Below are 25,272 nucleotides of genomic sequence, written 5' to 3'. Positions count from 1 at the left end.
AAGGACCACCCATGTTGAAGCGTTTCCACCTCCCCCTGGTGATACTGGTACTCTGCAGTGCCAGCCTGGGCATGTTTTTCCACAAGGTCTACAACCTCGGTTTCCCCCTGCTGCCGGCACAGACCACCGACAACTGGATCGTGGAAGCGCGCGTGAGCTTCGAACCCACCGGCGGCGCCGTGACGGCGCGGGTCTTCATCCCCAACGACCCCGGGCGTTTCGCCCTGCTGGACGAGAATTTCATCTCCCGGGGCTACGGCCTCACCACGGATCTCTCCGGCGAGAACCGGGAAGCCATCTGGACCACCCGCCAGCCCAGCGGTCGCCAAAGCCTTTACTACCGCACCACGGTATCCCAACTGGAACGGGAACGCCGTACCGAGGCACCCTACCCCGGCCCGGTCAGCCTGCCCAATCTCGAAGAGCCCTATCGCTCCGCTGCCGATGCCGTGGTCCAACGGGTGCGAGAGCGTTCCGCCGACATCACCAGCTTTGCCACGGTGCTGATCCGGGACATGAACAACACCCCGGATGAAAACATGACCCTGTTCGTCTCCCGCACCGATACGGATCGGGACAAGGTCCGAACCGCCATTCAACTGCTGGCCGGCGCCCGCATTCCCGCCCGCATGGTGCACGGCATCCCCCTCAGCGACCGCGCCCGCGACCTCCAGCCCCAGGTCTGGCTGGAGGTTCACAACACCCGACAGTGGATAGCCATCAACCCCAATACCGGAGCCGTGGGCTATCCCTCCAACTTCCTGGTCTGGTGGTATGGGGATCAGGACCCGGTACGCCTGCAGCGGGCCCGCAACCCCCATATCAGTTTTGCGGTGACGCAGAACTTCCAGGATGCCGTCGACGTCGCCCAGCAGCGGGCCCAGCTGATGGACTCCCGGGCGGTGGACTTTTCCCTGTTCGGCCTGCCCATTCAGACCCAGAACATGTACCGGGTACTGCTGCTGGTCCCCGTCGGCGCCATGCTCATCGTCCTGCTACGCAACATCGTCGGCGTTCAGACGTTCGGCACCTTCATGCCCATCCTCATCGCCCTCTCCTTCCGGGAGACCCAGCTGTTGGGGGGCGTGATCCTGTTCACCCTCATCGTCTCCCTGGGCCTGGCCATCCGCTTCTACCTGGAGCGGCTCAAGCTGCTCCTGGTACCACGGCTGGCGGCGGTGGTGATCGTGGTCATCATGCTCATGCTCACCCTCAGCATCCTCAGCCATAAACTGGGCATCGAGCATGGCCTGTCCATCGCTCTGTTCCCCATGGTGATCCTCGCCATGACCATCGAACGCATGTCTCTGGTCTGGGAAGAGCACGGCCCCTCGGACGCCATCCGCCAGGGTATCGGCAGCCTGGCAGTGGCGGTGGCCGGCTACCTGCTGATGATCAACCCCTACATCGATCACATGTTCTTCGTGTTCCCGGAACTGCTGCTGATCGTGCTGGCCGTGACCCTGCTGCTGGGCCGCTACACCGGTTACCGGCTTTCCGAGCTGCTGCGCTTTCGGGCCCTGTCCGGCCGGGGGAACCCATGAAGTGGTTCATCAGCCCGAAGGAATTGCGACGGCGGGGCGTCGTCGGCATGAACCAGCGCAACGCCTGGTTCATTGCCGAGCTCAACCCCCGTCGCAACTACCCCCTGGTGGATGACAAGCTCATCACCAAAAAGCTGGCACTGGATGCGGGTATCGCGGTGCCCGAACTCTACGGGGTGATCGAGACCAACCACGACATCCGCAACCTGGCCAGAATCGTCGGCAAGCATGATGATTTCGTCATCAAACCGGCCCACGGCTCCGGCGGCAACGGCATCATGGTGATTGTCGGCCGCATGCGCGGGCATTTCCGCAAGGCCAGCGGCCAGATCGTGGATCAGGCCAGCATGGCCCATCATGTCTCGAACATCCTCAGCGGCATGCACAGCCTGGGGGGACAGCCTGACAAGGCCATGATCGAGTATCGGGTACACTTTCACCCGATGTTCGAGGAAGTGAGCTTTCAGGGCGTGCCCGACATCCGCACCGTGGTGTACAAGGGCTACCCGGTGATGGCCATGGTGCGCCTGCCCACGCGGGACTCGGACGGCAAGGCCAACCTGCATCAGGGCGCCGTGGGCGCCGGTATCGACATGGGTAGCGGGCGCACCGAACACGGGGTCTGGCATAACCAGATCATTGATCTGCATCCGGACACCGGCGCCCCCATCAGCGGGCTGGAGATCCCCGGCTGGGACCGGCTGCTGGCACTGGCTGCCGGGTGCTACGAACTGACCGGGCTGGGCTATCTGGGCGTGGACCTGGTCCTGGATCGGGATCGCGGCCCGCTGATGCTGGAACTCAACGCCCGGCCCGGGCTGGCGGTGCAGCTGGCCAACAGCATCGGTCTGGGCCATCGCATTGCCATGATCGATGCCGGAACCGAGGGCGCCAACACACCCACCGCCCCGGCGGCGGAAAGAGCCGCCTTCGCCCAGACCCACTTCAGCGCCGAAGCCGCCCGCCGCCGCACACCCTGAATCTCCCCGCCCCGAAATTACGGGGCCAAAACGGCCCCGACTCCCGAATTTGATCTTAAAATTCACCCTCCGAAGCAAGACCGGAGCCGCTCGGCAGGCTATCATGTGCCACCCCGCGGCCTGCGTACCCTTGCAGACCTTACAGGGCAAGGTCTGGTCCGGCGGGCGCGGCGGCGGCGTCAGGAAGGCTTGTACCTGACAGCGACGCTCAAGTATGTTAGGGCCGTGTTCCCATACTGCAGGGGCCATCCCTGTAGATCCCGCGGCCGTCCGAAGGTGAATCCATGTCCTCGACCAACGTGATGAACATCAAGGAACTCAAGCAGGCGTGCAAGGCCTGCAGCCTGCGCGACCTGTGCCTACCTCTGGGTGTCTCCGTGGAGGACCTCTCCATGCTGGAGGGGATCATCAGTCGCAAGCGTCCCGTGCAGCGCCGAGACACGATCTATCAAGCCGGGGATCCACTGAACTGTCTCTATGCCGTGCGCACCGGCTCGGTCAAGACCTTTGTCCTGACCAACGACGGCGAGGAGCAGGTCACCGGCTTCCATCTACCCGGGGAACTGCTGGGCCTGGATGCCATCAACGACGGGGTTCACCCCTGCACCGCCCTGGCCCTGGAGACGGCCAGCGTCTGCGAAATCCCCTTCGACCGGCTGGAAGAACTGGCCGGACGCACCCCCGGCCTGCAGCATCAACTGTTGCGCATCATGAGCCGGGAAATCCAGACCGACGAGCATCTGGTGACCCTGCTGGGTCACCGTACCTCCGATGCCCGTCTGGCAGCCTTCCTGCTGAACCTGTCCCGGCGCTTCGGCATGCGGGGGTTCTCCCGCCACGAGTTCAACCTCACCATGTCCCGCTGCGAGATCGGCAACTACCTGGGCCTGGCGGTGGAAACCGTCAGCCGCATGCTCAGCCGCTTCCAGGAACAGGGGCTGATCCAGGTGCAGCGCAAGTTCATCACCATCCTTGATGCGGACGGCCTGCGGGAGATCGCAGGCGTCAACGGCCACGACGCCCGCCAAGCGGAGCAGGCCGCGGGGCACTGACTCCCTCAGTCCAGGCTGGAAGCCAGCACCTGCCAGGTGATGTTGCCGAAGGCCACTTCGTACTCCAGCAGCATGCGCCCCCGAATGTGGCCGTCTTCAAAGACGGCCAGCACCCAGCGATCACTGAGTACATGGGTCTCATCCGGGACGAAGTGCATGCGCCCCCCGTGGACGGCCGCATGACGGATCAACTCGGGCTGACCGGCCAGATCTTCCACCAGCCGTACCCGGGGGTCATTCAACCCCAGCCGCTGCAGATGCCGGATCTGCCCCTGAGTCAGCCCCAGGCGGGCAGGTTCCAGCACCTGCTCGGCAGTCAGGGAGGCCAGCCGCATCTGCAGCGCCAGCACCTCCTGGTTGGCGGCCGACACATCCCGCTCCAGACCAAAACCCCGATAGATATAGATCATGGTGGTGATGAGCAGGAACAGCATGAAACCGAGCCAAACCAGGCGTTCGGCGTGAGGCAGAAAGCGAGAAGACGTTGTCATGGGCATCTCTTCGAGTTGAACAGGAAGAATCGATCTGCCGGGAAACGGAGCCACCGCTAAGGGATCGCCCGATCGGGAAAGCGGATCTCCAGCCGGCGTCGGGCACGGTCTGCCGCATCGTCGTGACCCAGTATCCGATGGGCTTCCACCATCAGGGACAGGGCATCGGCCAGGGCCTGCGTGGTAGCAAAATGCTCATGTACATACTCGGCCCGCGCCAGAGCCTGACGGGCGTTCCCCTGGGCCAGCTGCAGCCGGGCCTGCCGGACCTCGGCCGCCGCCATGCCTTCACGCAGATCCATCAGATAACCGGCGACTTCATCCCGGTAACGGGAATCGGGAAAACGCTGTACCAGTTCCCGGAACAGGATGAAGGCCTCCCGCGCCAGCGCGGTATCCTGCCGAGCATCCGGCGCCGGCGCACCCTCCGCGTGCAGCGCCTTCCAGCTACCGTACCGCGCCATGGCTCGCAGGTAAAAACCGTAGTCCAGATCAGGGTGGGACGGAAAGTCCTGAATGAAGCGATGACTTTGCTCGAAGGCCGGAACCGGCGCATCGGACACCAGGCACAGGAATGCCGTTTCCAGGCGGGCCTGGGCGGTCACCCCACCGGCCTGACCATGGCGGGCCAGTCCCTCCACCGCATCCCGTGCCGCTGGGCAATCCCGGTCCGCCAATGCCCGGGTCAATGCGAGATGCGCCCTGTCAGGGTCGGCCTCGGAAGGCAGCGAGGCACAACCGGACAGCAACACGATCAAGACAAGCAGTGTCAACGACAGACATTTCAAACAGCGGGATTGTGGTGTCATAAAGTCACATGGGTGTCGGAACATCATCTTGCAGAAGTTACCATGTCCGGCAAGCAGACTTCCTCCCTACGTCATGCAAAGATATCCGGTCCGACAGCGAACATTCGATCTCTCCACACCAAGGGACATCCAGCCTTGAGAAGATCCCTAGAGTACATGATCCTTTGCCTGTGCCTGCTGGCGCCCGCACTGTCTGGACAGGAATCGGCATCGTCCCAGCATCATCAGGGCGACGCCGTCATCCCTCTCACCCGAGATGACATGGCGGTCGAAGCAGACGATATCCTGATTCGACTCCGGGATGAAACGACTGCCTTTGTCATTGCCACCCATCGGGATGCCCTGGGACCGCGAACCCTGCGGCGGGGATGGCGCCGCGCACAAATACCGCCCGGCATGGATCTGGAGTCCGCGATTCTCTGGTACCGCCAGCAACCCGGCGTCGCCCATGCCGAACCCAATTACCGCATCCGCCTGACCGCCCTGTATCCCAACGACCCCCTATTCAGTGACCAATGGGCCCTGTTCGACACTGAAAACCCTCATCATGTCCGAGCACCGGGAGCCTGGGGCCTATCCACGGACGCGACGCAGATAGTGGTCGGCGTACTCGACTCGGGGATCGACCATGGGCATGAAGACCTGCGCGACAGCATCTGGCAGAACCCGAACCCACAGACCGAGGCCGACTGTCCCGGGCGCCGGTCCGAAGGCCTGGAATGCTACCCGGATGACCACAACGGCTGGAGCTTCGTCAGCAACCGTTCAGCCAACCCTCCCGGCAACGATGCGATGGATGACAACGGCCACGGCACCCATGTCGCCGGCATCATCGGCGCCCGCGGCGACAACGCGCTGGGGATCACCGGCATCAGCTGGCAGGCAAGCCTGTTGCCGCTCAAGTTCCTGGCGGCAGACGGCACCGGGCACGTCTCCGATGCGGTCGAAGCCATCTACTATGCCGCCGAGGCGGGGCGGGCACATATCATCAATGCCAGTTATGAGTACCGCGGTAACTCCCAAGCGGAGTATGAGGCCATTGCCTACGCCCGCGAACAGGGCGTCATCCTGGTGGCGGCGGCCGGCAACAGCGGCCTGGACCTGGATCAGTCCCCGGTCTTTCCCGCCGCCCACCGGCTGGACAACATCATCGTGGTCTCAGCCAGCACACGCACGGGCACTCGGCTACGCTCAAGTAACTTCGGTGCCGATACCGTTCACCTCTCCGCGCCCGGCCAGGACATCCTCAGCACCTGGCCGACGACGAGAAACTGCAGCAACTCACCGGCGGCGGGCTACTGCCGCCAGACCGGCACCTCCATGGCCGCACCCATGGTCACCGGTGCGGCCGCCCTGCTCTGGGCCCATGACCCGGCACTGACACGGGCGGACTGGAAGCGGGTGCGGGAGCGGGTGTTACTGACGGTCGCGCCCACGGAACCACCTCACCCCACGCTCACCGGCGGCCTGCTCGATCTCTCCGCACTACTCCACACCGATCCCGCCACCCTGCCCCCGTTTCAACCCACCCATCTGCAAGGTACCGGCACCTCGTCGGGGGTACAACTGGAGTGGCTGAACAATAGTCCGCGGACGGATTATCTGGAAATCCAGCGTTGCCTTCGGCATCAGACAGCCGAGGGAAGGTGTGAAACCAACGACTTCCTGCCTCTGGTGACACAGGCTGACGGCCAGTTGACACAGTACCTTGACTCATCCGCCACGCTCTCGGAGGCCACCGCCTACGAGTATCGGATACGCGCCGGAAACAACGCGGGACTGTCGAGCTGGTCTCCCGCCCTGAGCCTTGAAACGCCGCCCCTGCCCCCTTCCGAATTGACGGTGGAATCCACGGGGCAGGGCATTCGTCTGCGCTGGCGCAACCACCCAGAACACGCAGAACACGCTCAGTGGCTGCAACTGGACCGACGCATCGGCAACAGTGCCTATCAGGCGCTGGCACGCCTTTCACCCCAGGCCAATACCTATCTGGACCCGGTGGGCGACATGGGAAATGTCCAGTTACGCTATCGACTTTGTGCCGGCCATGATGCCACCGGCTGCTCCGAATACCTGTTCAGCCGTGCCGTTTCCACCGTTCCCGGCAACGACGGCAGGACCAGGGACGCCAGCAGTGATGACAGAGAGCGGTGCCTGGTATCCGCCGCGCTGGGAGGTAGCCGGCATGCCCGGGCGGAAACCGCACTGGCCGAACTTCGCAGATTCCGGGATGAAAAACTGGCCGCAACCGACTGGGGAAGACAGATCATCGCCCGGTACTACCACATCAGCCCGACCCTGGTCCGGTGGATGGATCGACATGCGGCCCTGGAAAGCCTGGCCAGCGGCGGGCTCATGGCCCTGGGACTGGCATTGAGAGAAATTTCCTGACTTTTCAAACCCATGCCTCAAGAGGTTTACAAAGAGTCGACACCCTGAGCCATCAGGGTGACAACCGGTCGACTGTCCGTATGCGCCGACCACGCTCATAGTCGTGGGCCATGCTCTTCGTCCACGCCATTAAGGGTGTCATACCGATTCGAACCCGCGCCAAGCCGGGTTTGGATTACTGCCTCTTATCCTCGCACACATCAACAGAAGCGCCGCTTATCGGCACATACCCCCCTTTTGTCTCCAACTCATGGGGACATGGGGAACTCGGTGCTAGCTATTTAACAGAGCCCGGCTTTTTCGGCGCCTTTCCACGCTCGCTCCCGCGCTTTTCTCAAAGACACCCGCTTTCGCCAGACAAAACCGGGTGTCGCACATGCCTCGGCCATTAAGGAGACACACCCGATGACCGTACCAAATCAAAGAAACAGGGCAAGATTCACGCCCCATGGCGCGATCACCGCGCTCAAGATCAGCAGCTCACTGGCGCTGATGGTCACGCTCGCTGCCTGTGGCGGCGGGGGCGGAAGTTCAAAAAAAGACCCCACTCCGGAACCAGCGGCACCCTCAGCCGGCACCGCATTCCAGGTATCAGGCCAGATCATCGCGGGAGATGATCGCAGCGGTGCCACCGGCGCCACCGGCGCCATTGCCTCCCAAGCCACGATGGGCGCGCGTAATCTGCGCGCGGCGCCCATCGAAGATGCCACCGTCCGCGTCTGGCTCTATGACGGTTCCACCAGGGACCCGGCCAATCGGCTCAACGATGAGCCCGTCACCGGCACCACCGACGAGAACGGTCGCTTCACCCTGATCGTACCCGAGGCGTTTGGCAACGCCGACCGGATCCTGGCGGAAGTCGTTCGTGAAGGCTACATCCAGACCAGCCGCATCTTCCGCGACCTGGAGCCCGGCACCCAGGTCACCCTGGATCTGGCACTGGCGGCGGAGCAGGTGGCCGTGCAGGCCGTGGACAATGTGGTCTTCAATGCCAGCGGACAGGCCGTCCTGCAGTTCGGCGTGGTACGCCGGGGTGACGGCAGTCGTGCCGTCGTGGCCGGCGGAGCCTTGGCCGCCGCCAGCGACGATGATGTCGAGGTACAGCTGGAAATTCCGGCAGCCCGAGTGAGTGAGGGTACCAGCGCGGTGACCGCCGCCATGGCCTACTTCGATCCCAGCGTGGCCGCAGACGCGGAGGCCTTCCCCGGCGACTTTGTCGGCACCGGTAATTTCGGGGCCGAACTGGACGGCGTCACCCTGGACCCGGACGCCATCGGCAGCGGCAGCGCTTCCGGGGCACAGGAAGTGCCTGAAGAGTATCGTCTGATTTCCACCACCTTCACCCAGCTGCGCCTGTCGGATCAGGACGGCAACAACCTGGCGGTGGACTTCGGCAACGACGACCCGGCCATCGCGTCCGAGGGCAACCCGTCGGTGCTGCTGCGTGTCCCCCCCGGCACCTACAACACCATCACCCAGGACCATGATGCAGACATGGCAGGCATCCAGGTCCCCATCTACCTGTACACCGGCGGAAGCTGGAAATATGCCGGACCGGCCACCCTGGTGACGAATCGTGACGGCACCCCGTACAGTGGTGACGTCAATCCGGTGGTCTTCGATGGCACCCTCTACGCCCGCCTGGAGATCAACGACGGCAACAGCTGGGTCAGCTGGCTGAATATCGACTGGCCCATCGTAGCCGGTGATGTCACCGATTACTGCGCCGCGGCCGACATCCGCTTTGGCCAAGGCGATGCCGCCACACCCTTCAGCGGCACGGTGAACATCTCGATGCCGGATGGGGGCCGCCAGTGGACCCATGTGAGCAATGGGCAGCTGCGCTTCACCACCCTGGCCGCCGACAATCTCTCCCTGAGTGGCTGGGAGTTCACCCTGTGGAATCCCCGCGCCCTGCGGACGGAAACCCTGGCGATCACGCCGATCAAGGCTACTGACTGCGCAGCGGTGACCATCGCCCTGGAAAACCCCTATACCTGCCGTCTGGAAGGCCAGGTCCTGCGGGGGGACACACCGGTCGCCAACCGCTCCGTCTCCGCCCAGGGCGGCCGTTTCTGGCAATCCACTCGTTCCGGTCAGGATGGGGGCTTTGACTTTGATGTGCCCTGCGGCGTGGACATGAACGTGCGCACGGGCAACGTCCAGGCAGACTTCAACGTCAACGACACACTCACCGATCCGGAGCTGAGCGACGACGGCACCACCGTCGAAGTGGCCCTGGAGGTGCCCAACCAAGCACCAACCCTGAACATGTCCGCTCCCGCCACGGGCATCGTGGACCAGCCCCTCCGCGTGCAGGTGACCGCCTGGGACGCCGACGGCGATGCGGTCACCCTGACCTGCGTCAGCAATAATTGCGGTGATTTCACCTCGCAGACCGCGGAAGGCGGCTACCTCAGCCGTACCATCCAGTTTGCACCGGGTGCGGACGGCGAACTGACCGTGACCCTGGAAGCCACCGACAGCCAAAGCGCCAGCTCCGGCGAACTCAGCCGCACGATCCAGATCGATCCGGTGGGTAACCGCACCCCGCGCATCACCCGAGTCAGCCGGACCGTCGACGGACAGACCGCGGACCTGCGCTGCAGCGGCACCAGCTCCAACCTGAGTTGTGTGGACAACGGCGTCCGTGAAGGCCTTGATGTCACCTACACCGCCTATGCCCATGACCCCGACGGCGACCCCCTGAGCTTTGACTGGAGTCAGGGTGAACAGCCCATGGCGGTTTCGGTTCAGAGCGATGCCTTCACAATCAGCAATGCCGCCAGCGGTCGGATCATGGTGGCGGCCAACGATGGCCAGGCTACCGCCACGGCCACCATCAACCTCACCGTAGTAGAAAATCAGCCACCGGAGATCCTCTCCGCCTCGGTCACCCCCAACACTGTTCCCGCCACGGAAACGGCGCCCGAGCGCAACGCACAAGCCATCCACCTGCGGGCACGGGCCATTGATGACTTCACCGCGGATGACGCCCTGGAATACTTCTGGGACGTGATGCTGGATGACGTCGTGGCCTGGCAGGGTGAAGGCGCCGAAGCCACCATCCCGACCGGAGAACTGGCGCCGGGTCGTTACACCGTCAGACTCACCGCGGTCGACGGCGACGATACCGAAACCACCCGCGATCTCAGCCTGCGGGTCACCGCCGACCGGGCCGATGTGGAGGTGATCATCCAATGAGCATCCATACACAGACACCGCCCACTCTGAAAGCTCAGAACAAGGAGACAAGGGCCATGCAGACGCAGATCCCTTTCCGCAAGACCCTGCTGGCCACCCTGGTGGCCGCCGGGATCGGCCTGACCGGGTGCAACTCCGACACCGGCAACACCCAGGCACAGTCAAACGCCAATCTGCCGGGCAGTGCCGTGGTGGCGGTCAGCGCCAGGCTGCCGGGCAGCGGCGATGCCCAGGCAAGCTACATCGATACCACAACCCAATTGATCGAAGTCCGTGCCTTCCCCTTCCCCTACGGCTCCTGGGATGAACTGGCGGAGCGCCTCGGCGACTTCGACCATGGCTACCATGGTGATCAGGAAGGGCTTTGGATAGACTGGGAAAATCCGGTCAACAGCACGACCCTCACTGCCGACAACCCCCGAGGCGAGATCGCCCTTACCCCGGGTACCTACCTGATCGTGGCCGGCAGCTGGTCTGATGGCGACACATCGGGCGACCCCCTCTCGGGCAGCGCGACCCTGGTGAACCTGGACAAGGGCGAGCATCAGGTGGCGTTGAACATGCTGCGTGCCACCTGGTACATCGACGGCACCCTCAACCTGCAGGAACTGAACAATGCCCGGGGGTTTGACTGGGCGCCGGGCCGTGCCGGCACCCAGAGCCCGGCGGCGATGCTGGGCCTGGGCAACCAGCTCACCGGAGTGCACATCCTGTTCAAGGGCGGGGACGAGCACCATTACGACTGGGAAGACAGCTTCTTCGGCCTGGGATTCCTGCCGGGCCTGTCCCAGGGCGTGGTCTGGGGCACCAACACCGACCAGGGCTGGGTGACGCCGGGCTGGGGGGAAGTATGGGACGAAGACGGCGGATTCGAAGATGAAGCGTTCGTCGAAATCTGGTGGGAGGTGGGCAGTACCGGCGCCCTGCTCCAGGACTATGCCCCGGAATCCGGCAACCGGGCCTTCGTAGTGCTGCCCGAGATGTATATCGAGGCCTATCGCGACAACGGGCAAGAGGATGAATGGCAATGGCGGGAAGCCGGCCTGTTCGCCCTGAGCCTCCCCATGCTGGAAATGCTTGATGGAGACAACGAGTACTCCAGTACCTACCAGACCCAGGTCTGCGACCCGGACGGTCTCAACTGTGAATTACGCTGGGTCGCCTGGCAGTCGGTGGATCAGGACCTGTCGGATCTTCCCTTCGATCCGGCCACCTTGCCGGCAGGGGCCATCACCAATGGTGACACCATTGAGGTGACCTTGGTCGAATGGCAGGACCTTGACTGGGTCACGGACGGAACATGGGTGGAAAGGGACGCCCCCCCCACCCTGGATCGGGATGCCCCGAGCCCTGCCCGGGCCACGGCCGCCGCCCAGCGCCAGGCCCATCAGGCAGACAAGCAGGCGCGCATTGGCCGAGCCCTGCAACGGGCCAGATTTGCCCAGCAGCAGACCCCCGGCGGTGCCGTCGCCACCCATTGCTACAACTTCGCGTTCGAAGACCTTTACTGGGATGCCCAGTTCATCTGGGACGAGGAACGTGGTCAGTGGATACCCGGCACACTGGAGGGTAACATTTTCTATGAAAACCAGTTCCGCAATCCGGAAACCGGCGAATTGCAGGACACGTTCTTCGCCGAGACCAGCAGTGGCGAGGCCCGTGCCTGCATCCACGAAGTCACCCTCAAGGCCAGACAGCTGGATGCCGGCTTCCAGGAGAGCTTCCCCGGATTTTTCGGTGACTTTTCCGACACCACCCCGTTCATCGACTGATACCTTCCGCGTACGCTCGCGGAGCTAGCATCCGACCTTGCGACGATATCCAGGCCCGGCTCAGTCCGGGCCTTTTTCTGCGCGTGGATGGATTCACGATCGAAAAAAAAGCCCCGACACTTTCGCATCAGGGCTTTTTCGACACTGGTCGGAGTGAAAGGATTCGAACCTTCGACCCCCGCCTCCCGAAGGCGGTGCTCTACCAGGCTGAGCTACACTCCGTAAACTGACTCTTGGGCCGTTGGCCCCGGGAAGCTGCGTATTCTGCTACGGGGCGCGCAAAAAGTCCAATACCTCCTGCGATGCCCCTAGGACACCCGCCCCACGGAAAAATGGGCCAGGGACGCCATGGCGTCCCGGTGGGGACTGGGGGGCAGCACCGACAGGCTCTCCACCGCCCGCTGGGCCTCGGCCTCAGCCACCTGGCGGGTGTAGTCGATGGAGCCGGTGGACTGGATCACCTTCAGGACCTGGTCCGCATGATCACGCCCGCCCTGCTCGATGGCTTCCCGGATCACGGCGGCGTCTTCGGCGCTGCCCACCCGCATGGCGTGGATCAGGGGCAGGGTGGGCTTGCCCTCGGCCAGGTCATCACCCATGTTCTTGCCCATCTCCTCCTTGCTGCTGCTGTAGTCCATCACGTCATCGATGAGTTGGAAGGCGGTGCCCAGATGCATGCCGTAGGCCGCCAGGGCGGTTTCCGCGGGATCCGGCAGCTGCGCCAGCACCGGACCCAGACGACTGGCCGCATCAAACAGCTTGGCCGTCTTGTACTGGATCACGTGCATGTAGCGCGCTTCGGTGGTGTCTGCATCGTGGCAGTTGATGAGCTGCATCACCTCCCCTTCGGCGATGGTGCTGGTGGTATGAGAGAGGATCTGCATGGCGCGCATGTTGCCGATGGCCACCAACCGCTCGAAGGAACGAGAATAAAGGTAATCCCCCACCAGGACGCTGGCCTCATTGCCGAACAGGGCATTGGCCGTCTCGCGGCCACGGCGCAGCTCCGAGGCATCCACCACGTCATCGTGCAGCAGCGTGGCGGTGTGGATGAACTCGATTACCGCCGCCAGCTCGATATGGTGACGCCCCCGGTAGCCGCAGGCACCGGCGGAGAGCAGCACCATCATGGGCCGCAGCCGTTTGCCGCCGCCGCTGATGATGTAGTGGCCCAGCTGGTTGATGAGCACCACCGGAGAGGACAGCAACTCCAGGATGCAGGCATCCACCGCCTTCATGTCATCGGCGATCAGGTCGCGAATCTGGTTAAGGTCCATGGGTGGCAATCGTTCGCTCGGGGAGGAAACCTCGGGCATGCTAGGAAGCGAGCTGTTCAGTGTCAAGGCGTGTCCTGGGGTTTTCGTGTTTTCACTATTTGACCACTGCCCGCGCTCAAGGTAAACTTCCGCGTCTTTGGATTCGACCCTTTCTGGAGATCAACAAGATGTACGCGGTTATCGCTACCGGTGGCAAGCAGTACCGGGTTGCCCAAGGTGACGTGATCCGGGTCGAGAAGCTCGACGCGGAATCCGGCGCCTCAGTGGAATTCGACAACGTCCTGCTGGTCGGCAGCGGCGAAGACGTCAAGATTGGCGCGCCCTTCGTGGAAGGTGGCAAGGTGACCGCGTCCGTCAAGTCCCATGGACGTGCCGACAAGGTGGAAATCGTCAAGTTCCGCCGTCGCAAGCACTCCCGCAAGCACATGGGGCATCGCCAGCATTTCACCGAGGTGGAGATCACTTCCATCTCCGGTTGATGAAGAGGTAACTTGAAATGGCACATAAGAAGGCAGGCGGCAGCACCCGTAACGGCCGCGACTCAGAGAGCAAACGCCTTGGCGTCAAGCGCTTCGGCGGTCAGATCGTGCTCGCGGGCAACATCTTGGTTCGTCAGCGCGGCACCCAGTTCCACCCCGGGGTGAACGTGGGTTGCGGCAAGGACCACACCCTGTTCGCCAAGGCGGACGGTAAGGTGGTGTTCGAGACCAAGGGCCCCAAGAGCCGCAAGTTCGTGAGCGTGGTGCCGGCCTGATCGGCCACCCGTAGGGTCGAGACACACCCTCGAAAAGCCCCGGTTTCCGGGGCTTTTTTCGTACCAGACCCTACCCCGCCGGCCTGACAGACCCGGCCCGATGGGACTATCATCCCGAATGATTACCCACCTCCAACCACCCCCACTCTACCCGGTCATGCCATGAAATTCGTCGACGAAGCCACCATCAAGGTCAAAGCCGGGGACGGCGGCAACGGCTGCGTCAGCTTTCGCCGTGAAAAATACGTGCCCTTCGGCGGCCCCGACGGCGGGGACGGCGGGGACGGCGGCTCCGTCTACCTGGTGTCCAGCCACGACTTGAACACCCTGGCGGACTTCCGCTTCCAGCGTTTCTATGAGGCCCAACGGGGCGAAAACGGCCGCAGCCGCAACATGACCGGCCAGTCCGGCGCCGACCTGGAGGTCCCGGTACCCATCGGCACCCTGTGCTACGACGCGGAGACGGACGAACTCATCGGCGACATGGTGGAACACGGCCAGCGCCTGCTGGTGGCCCAGGGCGGCTTTCACGGCCTGGGCAATGCCCGTTACAAGAGCTCGGTGAACCGCGCCCCGCGCCAGTCCAAGCCCGGCACCCCCGGGGAACTGCGCCAGTTGCGCCTGGAATTGAAGGTGCTGGCGGACGTGGGCCTGCTGGGCCTGCCCAATGCGGGTAAATCGACCCTCATTTCCCAGGTTTCCGGCGCCCACCCCAAGGTGGCGGACTACCCCTTCACCACCCTGCATCCCAACCTGGGCGTGGTCCGGGTCGGTCCGCTGCAGAGCTTTGTCATGGCCGATATCCCCGGCCTCATCGAGGGTGCCGCGGACGGGGCCGGCCTGGGCATCCAGTTCCTCAAGCACCTCTCCCGCAACCGGCTGCTGCTGCATCTGGTGGACATGGAGCCACCGAATCCGGAAGACTCCCCGGCCCGGGCAGTTCACATCATCGAGCACGAGATGGGACAGTACGATCCGGAACTGCTGGAACGCCCTCGCTGGCTGGTGATCAACAAGGTGGACCTCATCCCGGCCGAGGAGCGGAAGGCCCGCTGCCGGGCACTGGTGGAAGCACTGGAGTGGACCGGACCGGTGTTCCCCATCTCTGCGGCCACCGGCGAGGGCACCGAGGCCCTGGTACAACATGTCATGAGATACCTGGAAGAACATGGCACCGACACGTCAACAACTGGGTAAGGCCCGCCGCTGGGTCGTCAAGATCGGCTCGGCCCTGATCACCGATGAAGGCCGGGGCCTGGACCTGCCCGCCCTGGAAGACTGGGCCGAACAGGTGGCCCGACTGACCCAGGCCGGCCACGAGGTGGTGCTGGTGTCATCCGGCGCCGTGGCCGAAGGCATGAGTCGCCTGGGCTGGACCGAACGTCCCCACGCCCTGCATGAACTGCAGGCTGCCGCCGCCGTGGGCCAGATGGGTCTGGTGCAGGCCTATGAAAGCCGCTTCCAGCGCCATGGCCTCCACGCCGCCCAGGTACTGCTCACCCACGAGGACCTGGCCGACCGACGCCGCTATCTCAATGCCCGCAGCACCCTGCGCACCCTGCTGCGCCTGGGGGCCATCCCGGTGGTCAATGAAAACGACACCGTAGCCACGGAAGAGATCCGCTTTGGTGACAACGACACCCTGGCGGCCCTGGTCTGCAACCTGGTGGAAGCCTCGCTGCTGGTGATCCTCACCGATCAACAGGGCCTGTTCGATCGTGACCCACGCACCCGCCCTGACGCCCAACTGGTCACCGAGGGCTTGGCCTCGGACCCGGAACTGCTCAAGCTGGTGGCCCCCACCTTCGGCCGCCTGGGCCGGGGCGGCATGGCCACCAAGCTCACCGCCGCCTCCCGCGCCGCCCGCTCCGGGACCCACACACTGATCACCTCCGGCCGCAATCCGGCGGTACTGGAGCGCATCGCCGCCGGCGAGGAACTGGGCACCCTACTGCGTCCCGACCGGGAACCCATGGCGGCCCGCAAGCAGTGGATTGCCGGACAGCTGGTCTCCAAGGGGGAACTGATCCTGGATGCCGGGGCGGCCCGAGTGATCCGCGAGGCCGGCCGCAGCCTGCTGCCGGTAGGGGTGACCCATGTAAAAGGCCGCTTCTCCCGGGGCGACGTGGTGACCTGCCTGGATCCGGACGGCCGGCCGGTGGCCAGAGGACTGGTGAACTATGCCGCGGACGAGGCCCGCCGGATCATGCGCCGCAAGGCGGAGGAGATCGAGTCCATCCTGGGGTATGTGGATGAGCCGGAACTGATCCACCGGGATAATCTGGTACTGGTCTAGCGACGGGGAGAAGGGAGCAAAAACAGGAAAGCCCGGCATTGCCGGGCTTTCCTGGTACATCAATCATCACGGCCGGAAAGTAGAACCCGACCCGCCGGTATTACATCTGGCGGATGCGGGTATTCAGACGGCTCTTGTGGCGAGCGGCCTTGTTGGCGTGGATGATACCCTTGGTGACGGTCTTGTCGATCACCGGCACGGCGGCCTGGTAGGCGGATGCAGCACCGTCCTTGTCGCCGGCACGCACGGCCTTCAGCACCTTCTTCACGGCGGTGCGAAAGCGCGAACGCGTAGCCATGTTGCGCTGGCGATTGGTCTCGGCCTGGCGGGCACGCTTGCGAGCGGAGGCGATGTTAGCCAAGGTGAATCTCCTGAAAAATCGGGTCAGTTCCGGAAAAGGACGGGAGTTTGCATGGAATGCAAGGGGATGTCAACCACGGCGCATGCCGGGCGATGCCGGCGGGTATGGTACCGCAACGATGGCTGCCATGGGTACCGTCCCGATGATCGCACGCCGGATTGCCCGAAATATTGAACAACAACGCCCACAGAAGGCAAGCACCACCAGAGGAGCACACACCATGTCGCACCCAACGCAATCCCCGGCCACCGCACGCCTGCGCGCCACCACCCCGGCCTGGCTGCTGCTCGGCCTGCTGGCCGTCACCTTAGCGCTGCCGGCCTGGCAGGCCCACGCCGCCGAGCCGGAGGCCCGGGTAGTCTATCACGCCGACTTTGCCGATCCGCGCCGCTTCAGCGCCATGCTCACCAGCATCAATAACATGGTGGTGCATTATGAGAACCAGTTGACCGATCACGATATCCGCATCGTCTTCGTCGCCCACGGCATCCGCTTTCTCACCGACGCCCCCATGACCGGCACCCCCTTTGCCGAGGATGAGGCCCTGGCCGCCCAGCGGGAGAACCTGAAGGGACGGCTGGGGAGTCTGGTGGCGGTGCACGGGGTCAGGCTGGAGCTGTGCGACATCACCCGCGGCTCGGTGAATCTGGACCGCGATGCACTCCACGAGGGCGTCACCTTGGTGCCTTCCGGGGTGGTTCGCATCGCCGAGTTGCAGAACCGGGAGGGGTTTGCCTACATCAAAATCGAATGAGCTACGGACGCACCCCGCCCTTCGCGGGGTGCATCCCACACACCGGCGCCGTGATCCGGTATCGTATCGTCCCCGGTCCCACCCATCACCCGCCCCATGAGCCGACTCATCAAATCCACCGCCGTGGTCAGCGGCATGACCCTGATCTCCCGCCTGTTCGGCTACCTGCGGGACATGGTGCTGGCGGTGAACTTCGGCGCCAGCGGCGCCACCGACGCCTTTTTCGTCGCCTTTCGCATCCCCAATTTCCTGCGCCGCCTGTTCGCGGAAGGGGCCTTTTCCCAGGCGTTCGTGCCGGTGTTCGCGGAATACCGGGAAAAACGCGGCACGGCGGAACTCAAGGATCTGCTCAACCACGTCAGCGGCGCCCTCACCCTGGTGCTGTTCCTGGTCACCCTGCTGGGCGTACTGGCGGCCCCGCTCCTGATCAGTCTGTTCGCGCCGGGGTTTCACGGCGAAGACGGGCGCCATGCCCTGGCCTCGGAGATGCTGCGCATCACCTTCCCGTACCTGCTGTTCATTTCCCTGACCGCCATGGCCGGCGGCATCCTGAACAGTGTAGGGCGCTTCGCCGTGCCCGCCCTCACCCCTGTGTTCCTGAACCTCTCTCTCATCGCCGCCGCCATCTGGGGGGCGCCTCTGTTCGCGGAGCCGGTGGTGGCACTGGCCTGGGGGGTGTTCATCGCCGGGGCGGTGCAACTGGCCTTCCAGATCCCGTTCCTGATGCGTGTGGGCCTTTTGCCCCGACCGCGACTGAAACGGGCCCATGACGGGGTCCGGCGTATCGGCCGGCTCATGCTCCCCGCCATCTTCGGCACCTCGGTGGTGCAGATCAATCTGCTGGTGGACACCCTGATCGCTTCCTTCCTGGCAGCCGGCTCCATCACCTGGCTGTACTTCTCGGACCGGTTCGTGGAGTTGCCCCTGGCCCTGTTCGGCATCGCCATCGCCACGGTGATCCTGCCCCGTCTGTCCCGGGAGCATGCCGGCGAAGACCCCATGGCCTTCAGTCGCACCCTGGACTGGGCACTACGGCTGTCACTGCTCATCGCGATCCCCTGTGCCCTGGGCCTGATCCTGCTGGCGGCACCGATCCTGTCCAGCCTGATCCAGTACCAGGAATTCCTGGAGAGCGACACCCGCATGGCGGCCATGTCCCTGATGGCCTACGCTGCAGGCCTGCCGGCCTTCATCCTCATCAAGATCCTGGCCCCGGGCTATTTTTCCCGACAGGACACGAAGACACCGGTGAAGGTGGGCATCATTGCCATGTTGGCCAACATGGTTCTGAACCTGATCATCGTGGTGCCCTGGGTCTTCATGGATTGGCCGGGCCCCCATGCCGGCCTGGCCCTGGCCACGTCCCTGTCGGCCTACCTGAACGCCGCCCTGCTCTATCGGGGCCTGCGCCGGGACGGGGTGCTGCAGATCCTGCCGGGCTGGTCGGGGTTGTGGTGGCGGCTGATCCTGGCGACGGGACTGATGGCGGGGCTGCTACTGATGCTCACCCCGGAATCGTCTCAGTGGAGTGCCTGGATCGCCCGGGAACGGGTACTGATCTTGCTGGGTCTGATCGGCCTGGGCGCGGCCGCCTATGGCGGGGCACTGATCGCCACGGGGGTCAGACCCAGGGCCTTCCTGCTGAAATGACCCCCGCAAGCCTGTCAAAGCCCGGCCGCTCCTTAGTATACTCAGCCCTTTTGCGACCAACTCCCATGGAACTGATTCGCGGTGCCCACAACCTGAGGTCCCGCCACCGGGGCTCGGTGGTCACCATCGGCAATTTCGACGGTGTCCACCTAGGGCACCAGGCCGTGCTCGGGCAGCTGGCCGAGAAGGGGGCGGAACTGGGCCTACCCACCACAGTGGTGAGCTTTGAACCCCTGCCCCGGGAATACTTCATGGGGGGCAACGCCCCACCCCGGTTGCAGCGTTTTCGGGACAAGCTCCTGGCCATGCGCCGCTTCTCCGTGGACCGCCTGTTGTGCCTGCGCTTTAATGCCGCCCTGGCGCAGATGTCCCCGGAGGATTTCATCCGCATCCTGCTGGTGGAAAAACTGGGGGTGCGCTATCTGGTGGTGGGAGATGATTTCCGCTTCGGCAGAGACCGCAGAGGTGATTTCCAGACCCTGAAGGCCGCCGGCAGGCAGCATGACTTCGAGATGGCCCACATGCACACCTTCCACATCGACGGCGAGCGGGTCAGCAGCACGCGCATCCGCCACGCCCTGGGCCTGGGTCACATGACCGAGGCGGAAAAACTCCTGGGGCGCCCCTACCGCATCAACGGCCGAGTGGCCCACGGCGACAAGCGGGGCAGACCCCTGGGCTTTCCCACCGCCAACCTGCGCCTGGGACCAAGCCCCATGGCAGTGCGCGGGGTCTATGCGGTCGAGGTCTTCGGCCTGCCGGGGGAACCCCTGCAGGGGGTGGCCAATGCGGGCACCCGCCCCACCCTGGGCGGGATACAGAACCGACTGGAGGTCCACCTGTTCGACTTCGACGGGGACCTCTACGGCCGCCACCTTCACGTGGACCTGCTGCACCGCCTGCGGGACGAACAACGCTTTCCTTCACTGGAGGCCCTGCGCGAACAGATCACACTGGACGCGACACAGGCCCGGCAATTCTTCGCGGCCCCCACACCACCGGCGCCACGCGGGACCGACTGAGGTAATACGACATTGGCTGACTATAAAGATACCCTGAACCTGCCGCAGACCGACTTCCCCATGCGGGGCAACCTGGCCCAGCGGGAACCCAAGATGCTGGCCGACTGGCAGCAGCAGGATCTGTACCGGCAGATCCGCCGGGTCAGCGAGGGCCGTCCCCGCTTTGTCCTGGCAGACGGCCCGCCCTATGCCAACGGCGACATCCACATCGGCCACGCGGTCAACAAGATCCTCAAGGACATCATCGTCAAGAGCCGCACCCTGGCGGGCTTTGATGCCCCCTATGTCCCCGGCTGGGACTGCCACGGCCTGCCCATCGAACTGCAGGTGGAACGCAAGCTGGGCAAGGCCGCCCGCGGCGCCGATGCCGCCGGCTTCCGCCAGGCCTGCCGCACCTATGCCCATGAGCAGGTGGATCGCCAGCGGGAGGACTTCAAACGCCTGGGCGTGCTGGGCGACTGGGACAACCCCTACCTGACCATGGATTATCAGGTGGAAGCGGACATCATCCGCGCCCTGGGGACGATCATCGAACGCGGTCACCTGCTCAAGGGCGACAAGCCGGTGCACTGGTGTGTGGACTGCGGCTCTGCCCTGGCCGAGGCGGAAGTGGAATACGAGGACAAGACCTCTCCCGCCATCGACGTACGTTTCCGCACCCTGGACGACGAGGACGTCCTGCGACGTCTCAACGTGCTGGACGACACCGCGGCCGGCCCGGTCTCGGTGGTGATCTGGACCACCACCCCCTGGACCTTACCCGCCAACCAGGCGGTGGCCCTGCACCCGGAACTGGAATACGCCTTGGTGGCGGTCGACGGCGAACGCCTGCTGCTGGCCCGGGACCTGGTGGAAGCGGCCATGCAGCGCTACGGCTTCGAGGACTGGCGCATCGTGGGCCATGCCCGGGGCGCCCTGTTTGAGGGCATGCTGCTGCAACACCCCTTCTATGACCGTCAGGTACCGGTGATCCTGGGGGAACACGTCACTCTGGAAGCGGGGACCGGCGCCGTTCATACCGCGCCCGGCCATGGCCAGGACGACTACGTGGTGGGCAGCCGCTACGACCTGCCGGTGGACAACCCGGTGGGTGGTGACGGCCGTTTCCTGCCCGGTACCGAGCTGTTCGCCGGGGAAAGCGTGAACGAGGCCAACGGCCATATCCTCCAGGTACTGGAGGAGAGGGGCATGCTGGTGAAGATGGAGAAGATCCGCCACAGCTACCCCCATTGCTGGCGCCACAAGACCCCCATCATCTTCCGTGCCACCCCCCAGTGGTTCATCAGCATGGACAAGGCGGAACTGCGGGAAACCGCACTGACCGCCATCGACAAGGTGCGCTGGGTGCCCGACTGGGGCCGCGCCCGCATCGAGGGCATGGTGGCCAACCGCCCCGACTGGTGCATCTCCCGTCAGCGCAACTGGGGCGTGCCCATCCCCTTGTTCGTCAACAAGGAAACCGGCGCCCTGCACCCGGATACGCCCGCCCTCATTGAGGCCGTCGCCCAACGGGTGGAACAGGCAGGCATTGAGGCCTGGTTCAGCCTGGAGCCGCAGGAACTGCTGGGCGATGACGCGGACCGCTTCGACAAGCTGGGCGACACCCTGGACGTGTGGTTCGACTCCGGCGTCACCCATGCCACCGTCACCGAACGCCGGACCGGGCTGGGCCTGCCGGCGGACCTCTACCTGGAAGGCTCCGACCAGCACCGGGGCTGGTTCCAGTCCTCCCTGCTTACCGCCGTGGCCATGCGGGGCGAAGCCCCCTACAAGGCGGTGCTGACCCATGGCTTCACGGTGGATGCCCAGGGGCAGAAGATGTCCAAGTCCAAGGGCAACGTGGTGGCACCGCAGAAGGTGATGGACACCCTGGGGGCCGACATCCTGCGCCTGTGGGTGGCGGCCACCGACTACAGCGGCGAGATGGCGGTTTCCGACGAGATCCTCAAGCGTACCGCCGACGCCTACCGGCGCATGCGCAACACCGCCCGCTTCCTGCTGGCCAACCTCAACGGCTTTGATCCGGCCCAGGATCTGCTGCCCCCGGAACAGATGCTGCCGCTGGATCGTTGGGCGGTGGATCAGGCCCTCAAGGTGCAACAGCATGTGACCCAGGCCTACGAGCGTTACCAGTTCCACCAGATATACCAGCGGGTCCACAATTTCTGCTCGGTGGAGATGGGCAGCTTCTACCTGGACGTGATCAAGGACCGCCAGTACACCACCCAGGCGGACAGTCGCGCCCGCCGTTCGGCCCAGACCGCCATGTACCACGTGGTGGAAGCCATGACCCGCTGGCTGGCACCCATCCTGAGCTTCACCGCCGAGGAGATCTGGCACCACATCCCCGGGGAGCGTCCGGCCTCGGTGCTGCTCACCACCTGGTATGAACATCTCTCCCCGCTGCCGGAGGACGGCCCCTTGAGCGCCGCCGACTGGCACCGGGTACTGGAAGTGCGTCAGCTCGTCAGCCGGGAACTGGAAAAGCTGCGGGCCGACGGCAGCATCGGTGCCTCCCTGGACGCCGAGGTGGACCTGTACTGTGACGGTCCCCTGGGGGAGATCCTGTCCCGCCTGGGTGATGAACTTCGGTTCGTGCTGATCACCTCCTATGCCCGGGTGCAGGGCCGCAGCCAGGCCTCGACGGACGCCGTAACGACCACCCTCCCGGAGGGCGATGTCCTGGCCATCCGGGTATCCCGATGCGAACATCCCAAGTGCCCCCGCTGCTGGCATCACCGGGCGGATGTGGGCGCCGATGCCGGGCACCCCGAACTGTGCGGACGCTGCGTGGAGAATGTCGCGGGCACGGGGGAGCAACGGGCCTTTGCCTGATCGACACACCGCCCTCACCCCATCCCCTCTCCCTTGGCGGGAGAGGGGCGCCAACAGAAAACGGAAAAAAACATGATCAAATGGCTATGGCTCTCCTTCGCCGTGATCGTCCTGGACCAGATCACCAAGCGGATCGCGGAATACCAGCTGGTGCAGTTCGCCCCCATGGAGATTCTGCCGTTTTTGAACTTCACCCTGGTCTACAATCAGGGGGCGGCCTTCAGCTTCCTCAGTGACGCCGGCGGCTGGCAGCGCTGGTTCTTCACCCTCCTCGCCATCGGCGTGAGCATCATTCTGGTGTGGTGGATGGCCAAGCTCCAACGGGAAGAGGCCGGCACCGCGGCGGGTCTGGCGCTGATCGTCGGCGGCGCCATCGGCAATGTCATCGACCGGATCTGGCATGGCCACGTGATCGACTTCATCGACATGCACTATGCCGGCTACCACTGGCCCGTGTTCAACATCGCCGACAGCGCCATCACCGTGGGCGCCGTCTGGCTGATTGCCGCCAACCTGCTGCAGGGGGCCAAACCCCCGCCCAAGGCCTAATGATCCGCCCCGGCAGCCGGGTCCGCATGCATTTCCGCCTGTGCCTGGAAGACGGCGCGGTGGCGGACGATACCCGCACGGACGGGGGCGAGCCGGTCACCTTCACCGTGGGCACGGGTGAACTCCTGCCGGGCCTGGAGGCCGTGGTCATGGGCCTTGCCGCCGGTGACCATCGCACGGTCACCCTGCCCCCGGAACAAGCCTACGGCTTTGCCTCGCCTCGGGCAGTGCAGACCTTGGACCGTGACGATTTCCCCCCGGACCTGCCCCTCAAAGAAGGCTTGGTGCTGGGTTTCGATACCCCCACCGGGGAGCAGATCCCGGGGCTGATCCGCGAGCTGCGGGAAGACGGCGTGACGGTGGACTTCAATCACCCCCTGGCGGGACAAACCGTGACAGTGACGGTGGAGATCCTGGCCGTGGACACAAAATAGCCCCGCCCACAGAGGAAATGGGGTCATTCGAAGCCGATGGGCAACTGTTGTACACTCGACCCCCGCCAACACACAGCCATCGGGCCTGACCATGCACATCCTCCTCGCCAATCCTCGCGGATTCTGCGCCGGCGTCGACCGGGCCATCGAGATCGTCGAACGGGCACTGGATCTGTTCGGCACCCCTATCTACGTCCGTCACGAAGTGGTCCATAACCGCTACGTGGTCAACGAGCTGCGGGAAAAGGGTGCCATCTTCGTCGAAGAGCTGGACCAGGTCCCGGATGGGGCCACCGTCATCTTCAGCGCCCATGGCGTGCCGCGCACCGTCCGCGACGAGGCCCGTCGCCGGGGCCTGCGGGTCTTCGACGCCACCTGCCCGCTGGTGACCAAGGTCCACATGCAGGTGGCCCGCCACGCCGCCCGAGGCGAAGAAGTGGTACTCATCGGCCATGCCGGTCATCCCGAGGTGGACGGCACCCTGGGCCAGTATGACCGCAGCCAGGGCGGCGAGATCTATCTGGTGGAAAACGTCGAGGCCGCCTCCCGGCTGGACGTGAAACACCCCGAAACCCTGGCCTACGTGACCCAGACCACCCTGTCCATGGACGACACCCAGGGCATCGTGGACGCCCTGCGGGCGCGCTTTCCCCACATCCAGGGCCAGCGCCGGGACGACATCTGCTACGCCACCCAGAACCGGCAGGACGCCATCAAGGTCCTGGCCGCCGAATGCGACCTGATCCTGGTGGTGGGTTCTCCCAACAGTTCCAACTCCAACCGGCTGCGGGAGATCGCCGAAAAGCTGGGGGTGGAGGCCTACCTGATCGACGGTGCCGAAGACATCCGGCCCCAATGGCTGGAAGGTCGCCGGCGGGTCGGCGTCAGCGCCGGCGCTTCAGCGCCGGAACTGCTGGTGCAACAGGTGCTGGACCACCTGCGGCCCCTGGGCGTGGACACCATCGTGGAACACCAGGGACGCCCGGAAAAGGTGACCTTCTCCCTGCCCAAGGAACTGCGGACCCAGGCAGGCTGACCCCCTTCACGTCCTGATCCGGCCCGGTCTGTACGGCTGCTTTGCCACACCCTTGAAGAAA

Annotated in this window: 21 protein-coding genes and 1 tRNA gene; 17 read left to right on the top strand and 5 right to left on the bottom strand. The window is 64.5% G+C overall.

Features of this window, described 5'->3' with window-relative positions:
* The first annotated feature begins 14 nt into the window (after positions 1 to 14).
* The 3 genes from LQ956_RS10980 to fnr all read left to right on the top strand — a co-directional run bounded on the left by LQ956_RS10980 (position 15) and on the right by fnr (position 3,576).
* Positions 15 to 1,544, top strand: coding sequence for an inactive transglutaminase family protein (locus LQ956_RS10980; RefSeq protein ID WP_238621544.1), 1,530 nt, complete (start codon positions 15 to 17; stop codon positions 1,542 to 1,544).
* Entirely contained in the window at positions 1,541 to 2,524 is a 984-nt protein-coding gene (locus LQ956_RS10975; protein WP_238630007.1) for an alpha-L-glutamate ligase-like protein, read from the top strand. The genes LQ956_RS10980 and LQ956_RS10975 overlap by 4 nt, the downstream gene beginning before the upstream one ends.
* A gap of 284 nt (positions 2,525 to 2,808) precedes the next feature.
* Complete coding sequence (gene fnr, locus LQ956_RS10970) at positions 2,809 to 3,576, top strand: fumarate/nitrate reduction transcriptional regulator Fnr (RefSeq protein WP_238630006.1); 768 nt, start codon at positions 2,809 to 2,811, stop codon at positions 3,574 to 3,576.
* 5 nt (positions 3,577 to 3,581) lie between these two features.
* Here fnr and LQ956_RS10965 read toward each other — a convergent pair whose 3' ends face one another.
* Both LQ956_RS10965 and LQ956_RS10960 read right to left on the bottom strand, forming a co-directional pair.
* Positions 3,582 to 4,067, bottom strand: coding sequence for a hypothetical protein (locus tag LQ956_RS10965; RefSeq protein WP_238621539.1), 486 nt, complete (start codon positions 4,065 to 4,067; stop codon positions 3,582 to 3,584).
* A 56-nt stretch (positions 4,068 to 4,123) separates the two neighbouring features.
* Complete coding sequence (locus tag LQ956_RS10960) at positions 4,124 to 4,840, bottom strand: outer membrane protein assembly factor BamD (RefSeq protein ID WP_238630005.1); 717 nt, start codon at positions 4,838 to 4,840, stop codon at positions 4,124 to 4,126.
* A gap of 171 nt (positions 4,841 to 5,011) precedes the next feature.
* Here LQ956_RS10960 and LQ956_RS10955 point away from each other — a divergent pair, with 171 nt between their 5' ends.
* From LQ956_RS10955 to LQ956_RS10945, 3 genes are all read left to right on the top strand, one after another.
* Positions 5,012 to 7,267, top strand: coding sequence for a S8 family serine peptidase (locus LQ956_RS10955; protein WP_238630004.1), 2,256 nt, complete (start codon positions 5,012 to 5,014; stop codon positions 7,265 to 7,267).
* 405 nt (positions 7,268 to 7,672) lie between these two features.
* A complete protein-coding gene (locus tag LQ956_RS10950) occupies positions 7,673 to 10,471 on the top strand; it encodes a hypothetical protein (protein WP_238630003.1) in 2,799 nt (932 codons plus the stop codon).
* 56 nt (positions 10,472 to 10,527) lie between these two features.
* A complete protein-coding gene (locus LQ956_RS10945) occupies positions 10,528 to 12,243 on the top strand; it encodes a hypothetical protein (protein ID WP_238630002.1) in 1,716 nt (571 codons plus the stop codon).
* Between the two features lie 145 nt (positions 12,244 to 12,388).
* Here the strand turns inward: LQ956_RS10945 and LQ956_RS10940 are convergent.
* Positions 12,389 to 12,465, bottom strand: a tRNA-Pro gene (locus LQ956_RS10940).
* 86 nt (positions 12,466 to 12,551) lie between these two features.
* Positions 12,552 to 13,520, bottom strand: coding sequence for an octaprenyl diphosphate synthase (gene ispB, locus LQ956_RS10935; RefSeq protein WP_238630001.1), 969 nt, complete (start codon positions 13,518 to 13,520; stop codon positions 12,552 to 12,554).
* Between the two features lie 167 nt (positions 13,521 to 13,687).
* On the opposite strand from ispB, the gene rplU reads away from it, so the two are divergent.
* The 4 genes from rplU to proB all read left to right on the top strand — a co-directional run bounded on the left by rplU (position 13,688) and on the right by proB (position 16,570).
* The gene (gene rplU, locus LQ956_RS10930; protein ID WP_200172096.1) at positions 13,688 to 13,999 is read left to right on the top strand and encodes a 50S ribosomal protein L21; all 312 of its coding nucleotides are present in this window, start codon (positions 13,688 to 13,690) and stop codon (positions 13,997 to 13,999) included.
* A gap of 17 nt (positions 14,000 to 14,016) precedes the next feature.
* Positions 14,017 to 14,274 carry a 50S ribosomal protein L27 gene (rpmA, locus tag LQ956_RS10925; RefSeq protein ID WP_008931406.1) on the top strand — a complete coding sequence of 86 codons (258 nt, stop codon included), beginning with the start codon at positions 14,017 to 14,019 and terminating at the stop codon, positions 14,272 to 14,274.
* Between the two features lie 162 nt (positions 14,275 to 14,436).
* Entirely contained in the window at positions 14,437 to 15,471 is a 1,035-nt protein-coding gene (gene cgtA / locus LQ956_RS10920) for an Obg family GTPase CgtA (RefSeq protein WP_238630000.1), read from the top strand.
* Complete coding sequence (proB, locus tag LQ956_RS10915; protein ID WP_238622702.1) at positions 15,443 to 16,570, top strand: glutamate 5-kinase; 1,128 nt, start codon at positions 15,443 to 15,445, stop codon at positions 16,568 to 16,570. The genes cgtA and proB overlap by 29 nt, the downstream gene beginning before the upstream one ends.
* 100 nt (positions 16,571 to 16,670) lie before the next feature.
* On the opposite strand, the gene rpsT is transcribed toward proB, so the two are convergent.
* A complete protein-coding gene (gene rpsT, locus LQ956_RS10910) occupies positions 16,671 to 16,931 on the bottom strand; it encodes a 30S ribosomal protein S20 (RefSeq protein WP_238622703.1) in 261 nt (86 codons plus the stop codon).
* Between the two features lie 220 nt (positions 16,932 to 17,151).
* Between rpsT and LQ956_RS10905 the strand changes: the two genes are divergently transcribed.
* The 7 genes from LQ956_RS10905 to ispH all read left to right on the top strand — a co-directional run bounded on the left by LQ956_RS10905 (position 17,152) and on the right by ispH (position 25,211).
* Positions 17,152 to 17,685, top strand: a complete 534-nt coding sequence (locus LQ956_RS10905) for a DsrE family protein (protein WP_238622704.1) — start codon at positions 17,152 to 17,154, stop codon at positions 17,683 to 17,685.
* 96 nt (positions 17,686 to 17,781) lie between these two features.
* On the top strand, positions 17,782 to 19,335 hold the full coding sequence (gene murJ / locus LQ956_RS10900) for a murein biosynthesis integral membrane protein MurJ (protein WP_238622705.1): 1,554 nt from the start codon (positions 17,782 to 17,784) through the stop codon (positions 19,333 to 19,335).
* Positions 19,336 to 19,400: 65 nt separating this feature from the next.
* Positions 19,401 to 20,357: a bifunctional riboflavin kinase/FAD synthetase gene (gene ribF, locus LQ956_RS10895; RefSeq protein ID WP_238629999.1), complete on the top strand. Its 957-nt coding sequence runs from the start codon at positions 19,401 to 19,403 to the stop codon at positions 20,355 to 20,357.
* 12 nt (positions 20,358 to 20,369) lie between these two features.
* A complete protein-coding gene (ileS, locus tag LQ956_RS10890; RefSeq protein WP_238622707.1) occupies positions 20,370 to 23,192 on the top strand; it encodes an isoleucine--tRNA ligase in 2,823 nt (940 codons plus the stop codon).
* A 33-nt stretch (positions 23,193 to 23,225) separates the two neighbouring features.
* Positions 23,226 to 23,741: a signal peptidase II gene (lspA, locus tag LQ956_RS10885; protein WP_255722407.1), complete on the top strand. Its 516-nt coding sequence runs from the start codon at positions 23,226 to 23,228 to the stop codon at positions 23,739 to 23,741.
* Positions 23,741 to 24,175: an FKBP-type peptidyl-prolyl cis-trans isomerase gene (locus tag LQ956_RS10880; RefSeq protein WP_238622709.1), complete on the top strand. Its 435-nt coding sequence runs from the start codon at positions 23,741 to 23,743 to the stop codon at positions 24,173 to 24,175. Before lspA ends, LQ956_RS10880 begins: the two co-directional genes overlap by 1 nt.
* A gap of 91 nt (positions 24,176 to 24,266) precedes the next feature.
* Entirely contained in the window at positions 24,267 to 25,211 is a 945-nt protein-coding gene (gene ispH / locus LQ956_RS10875) for a 4-hydroxy-3-methylbut-2-enyl diphosphate reductase (protein WP_238622710.1), read from the top strand.
* The last annotated feature ends 61 nt before the right edge of the window (positions 25,212 to 25,272 follow it).

Origin of the sequence: Ectothiorhodospira lacustris, from assembly GCF_022227845.1 — a bacterium.
In the GTDB taxonomy this organism is placed as follows: Bacteria; Pseudomonadota; Gammaproteobacteria; order Ectothiorhodospirales; family Ectothiorhodospiraceae; genus Ectothiorhodospira; species Ectothiorhodospira lacustris.
The sequence above is the reverse complement of the archived record's forward strand: the minus strand, read 5'-3'. Positions and strand labels throughout refer to the sequence as shown.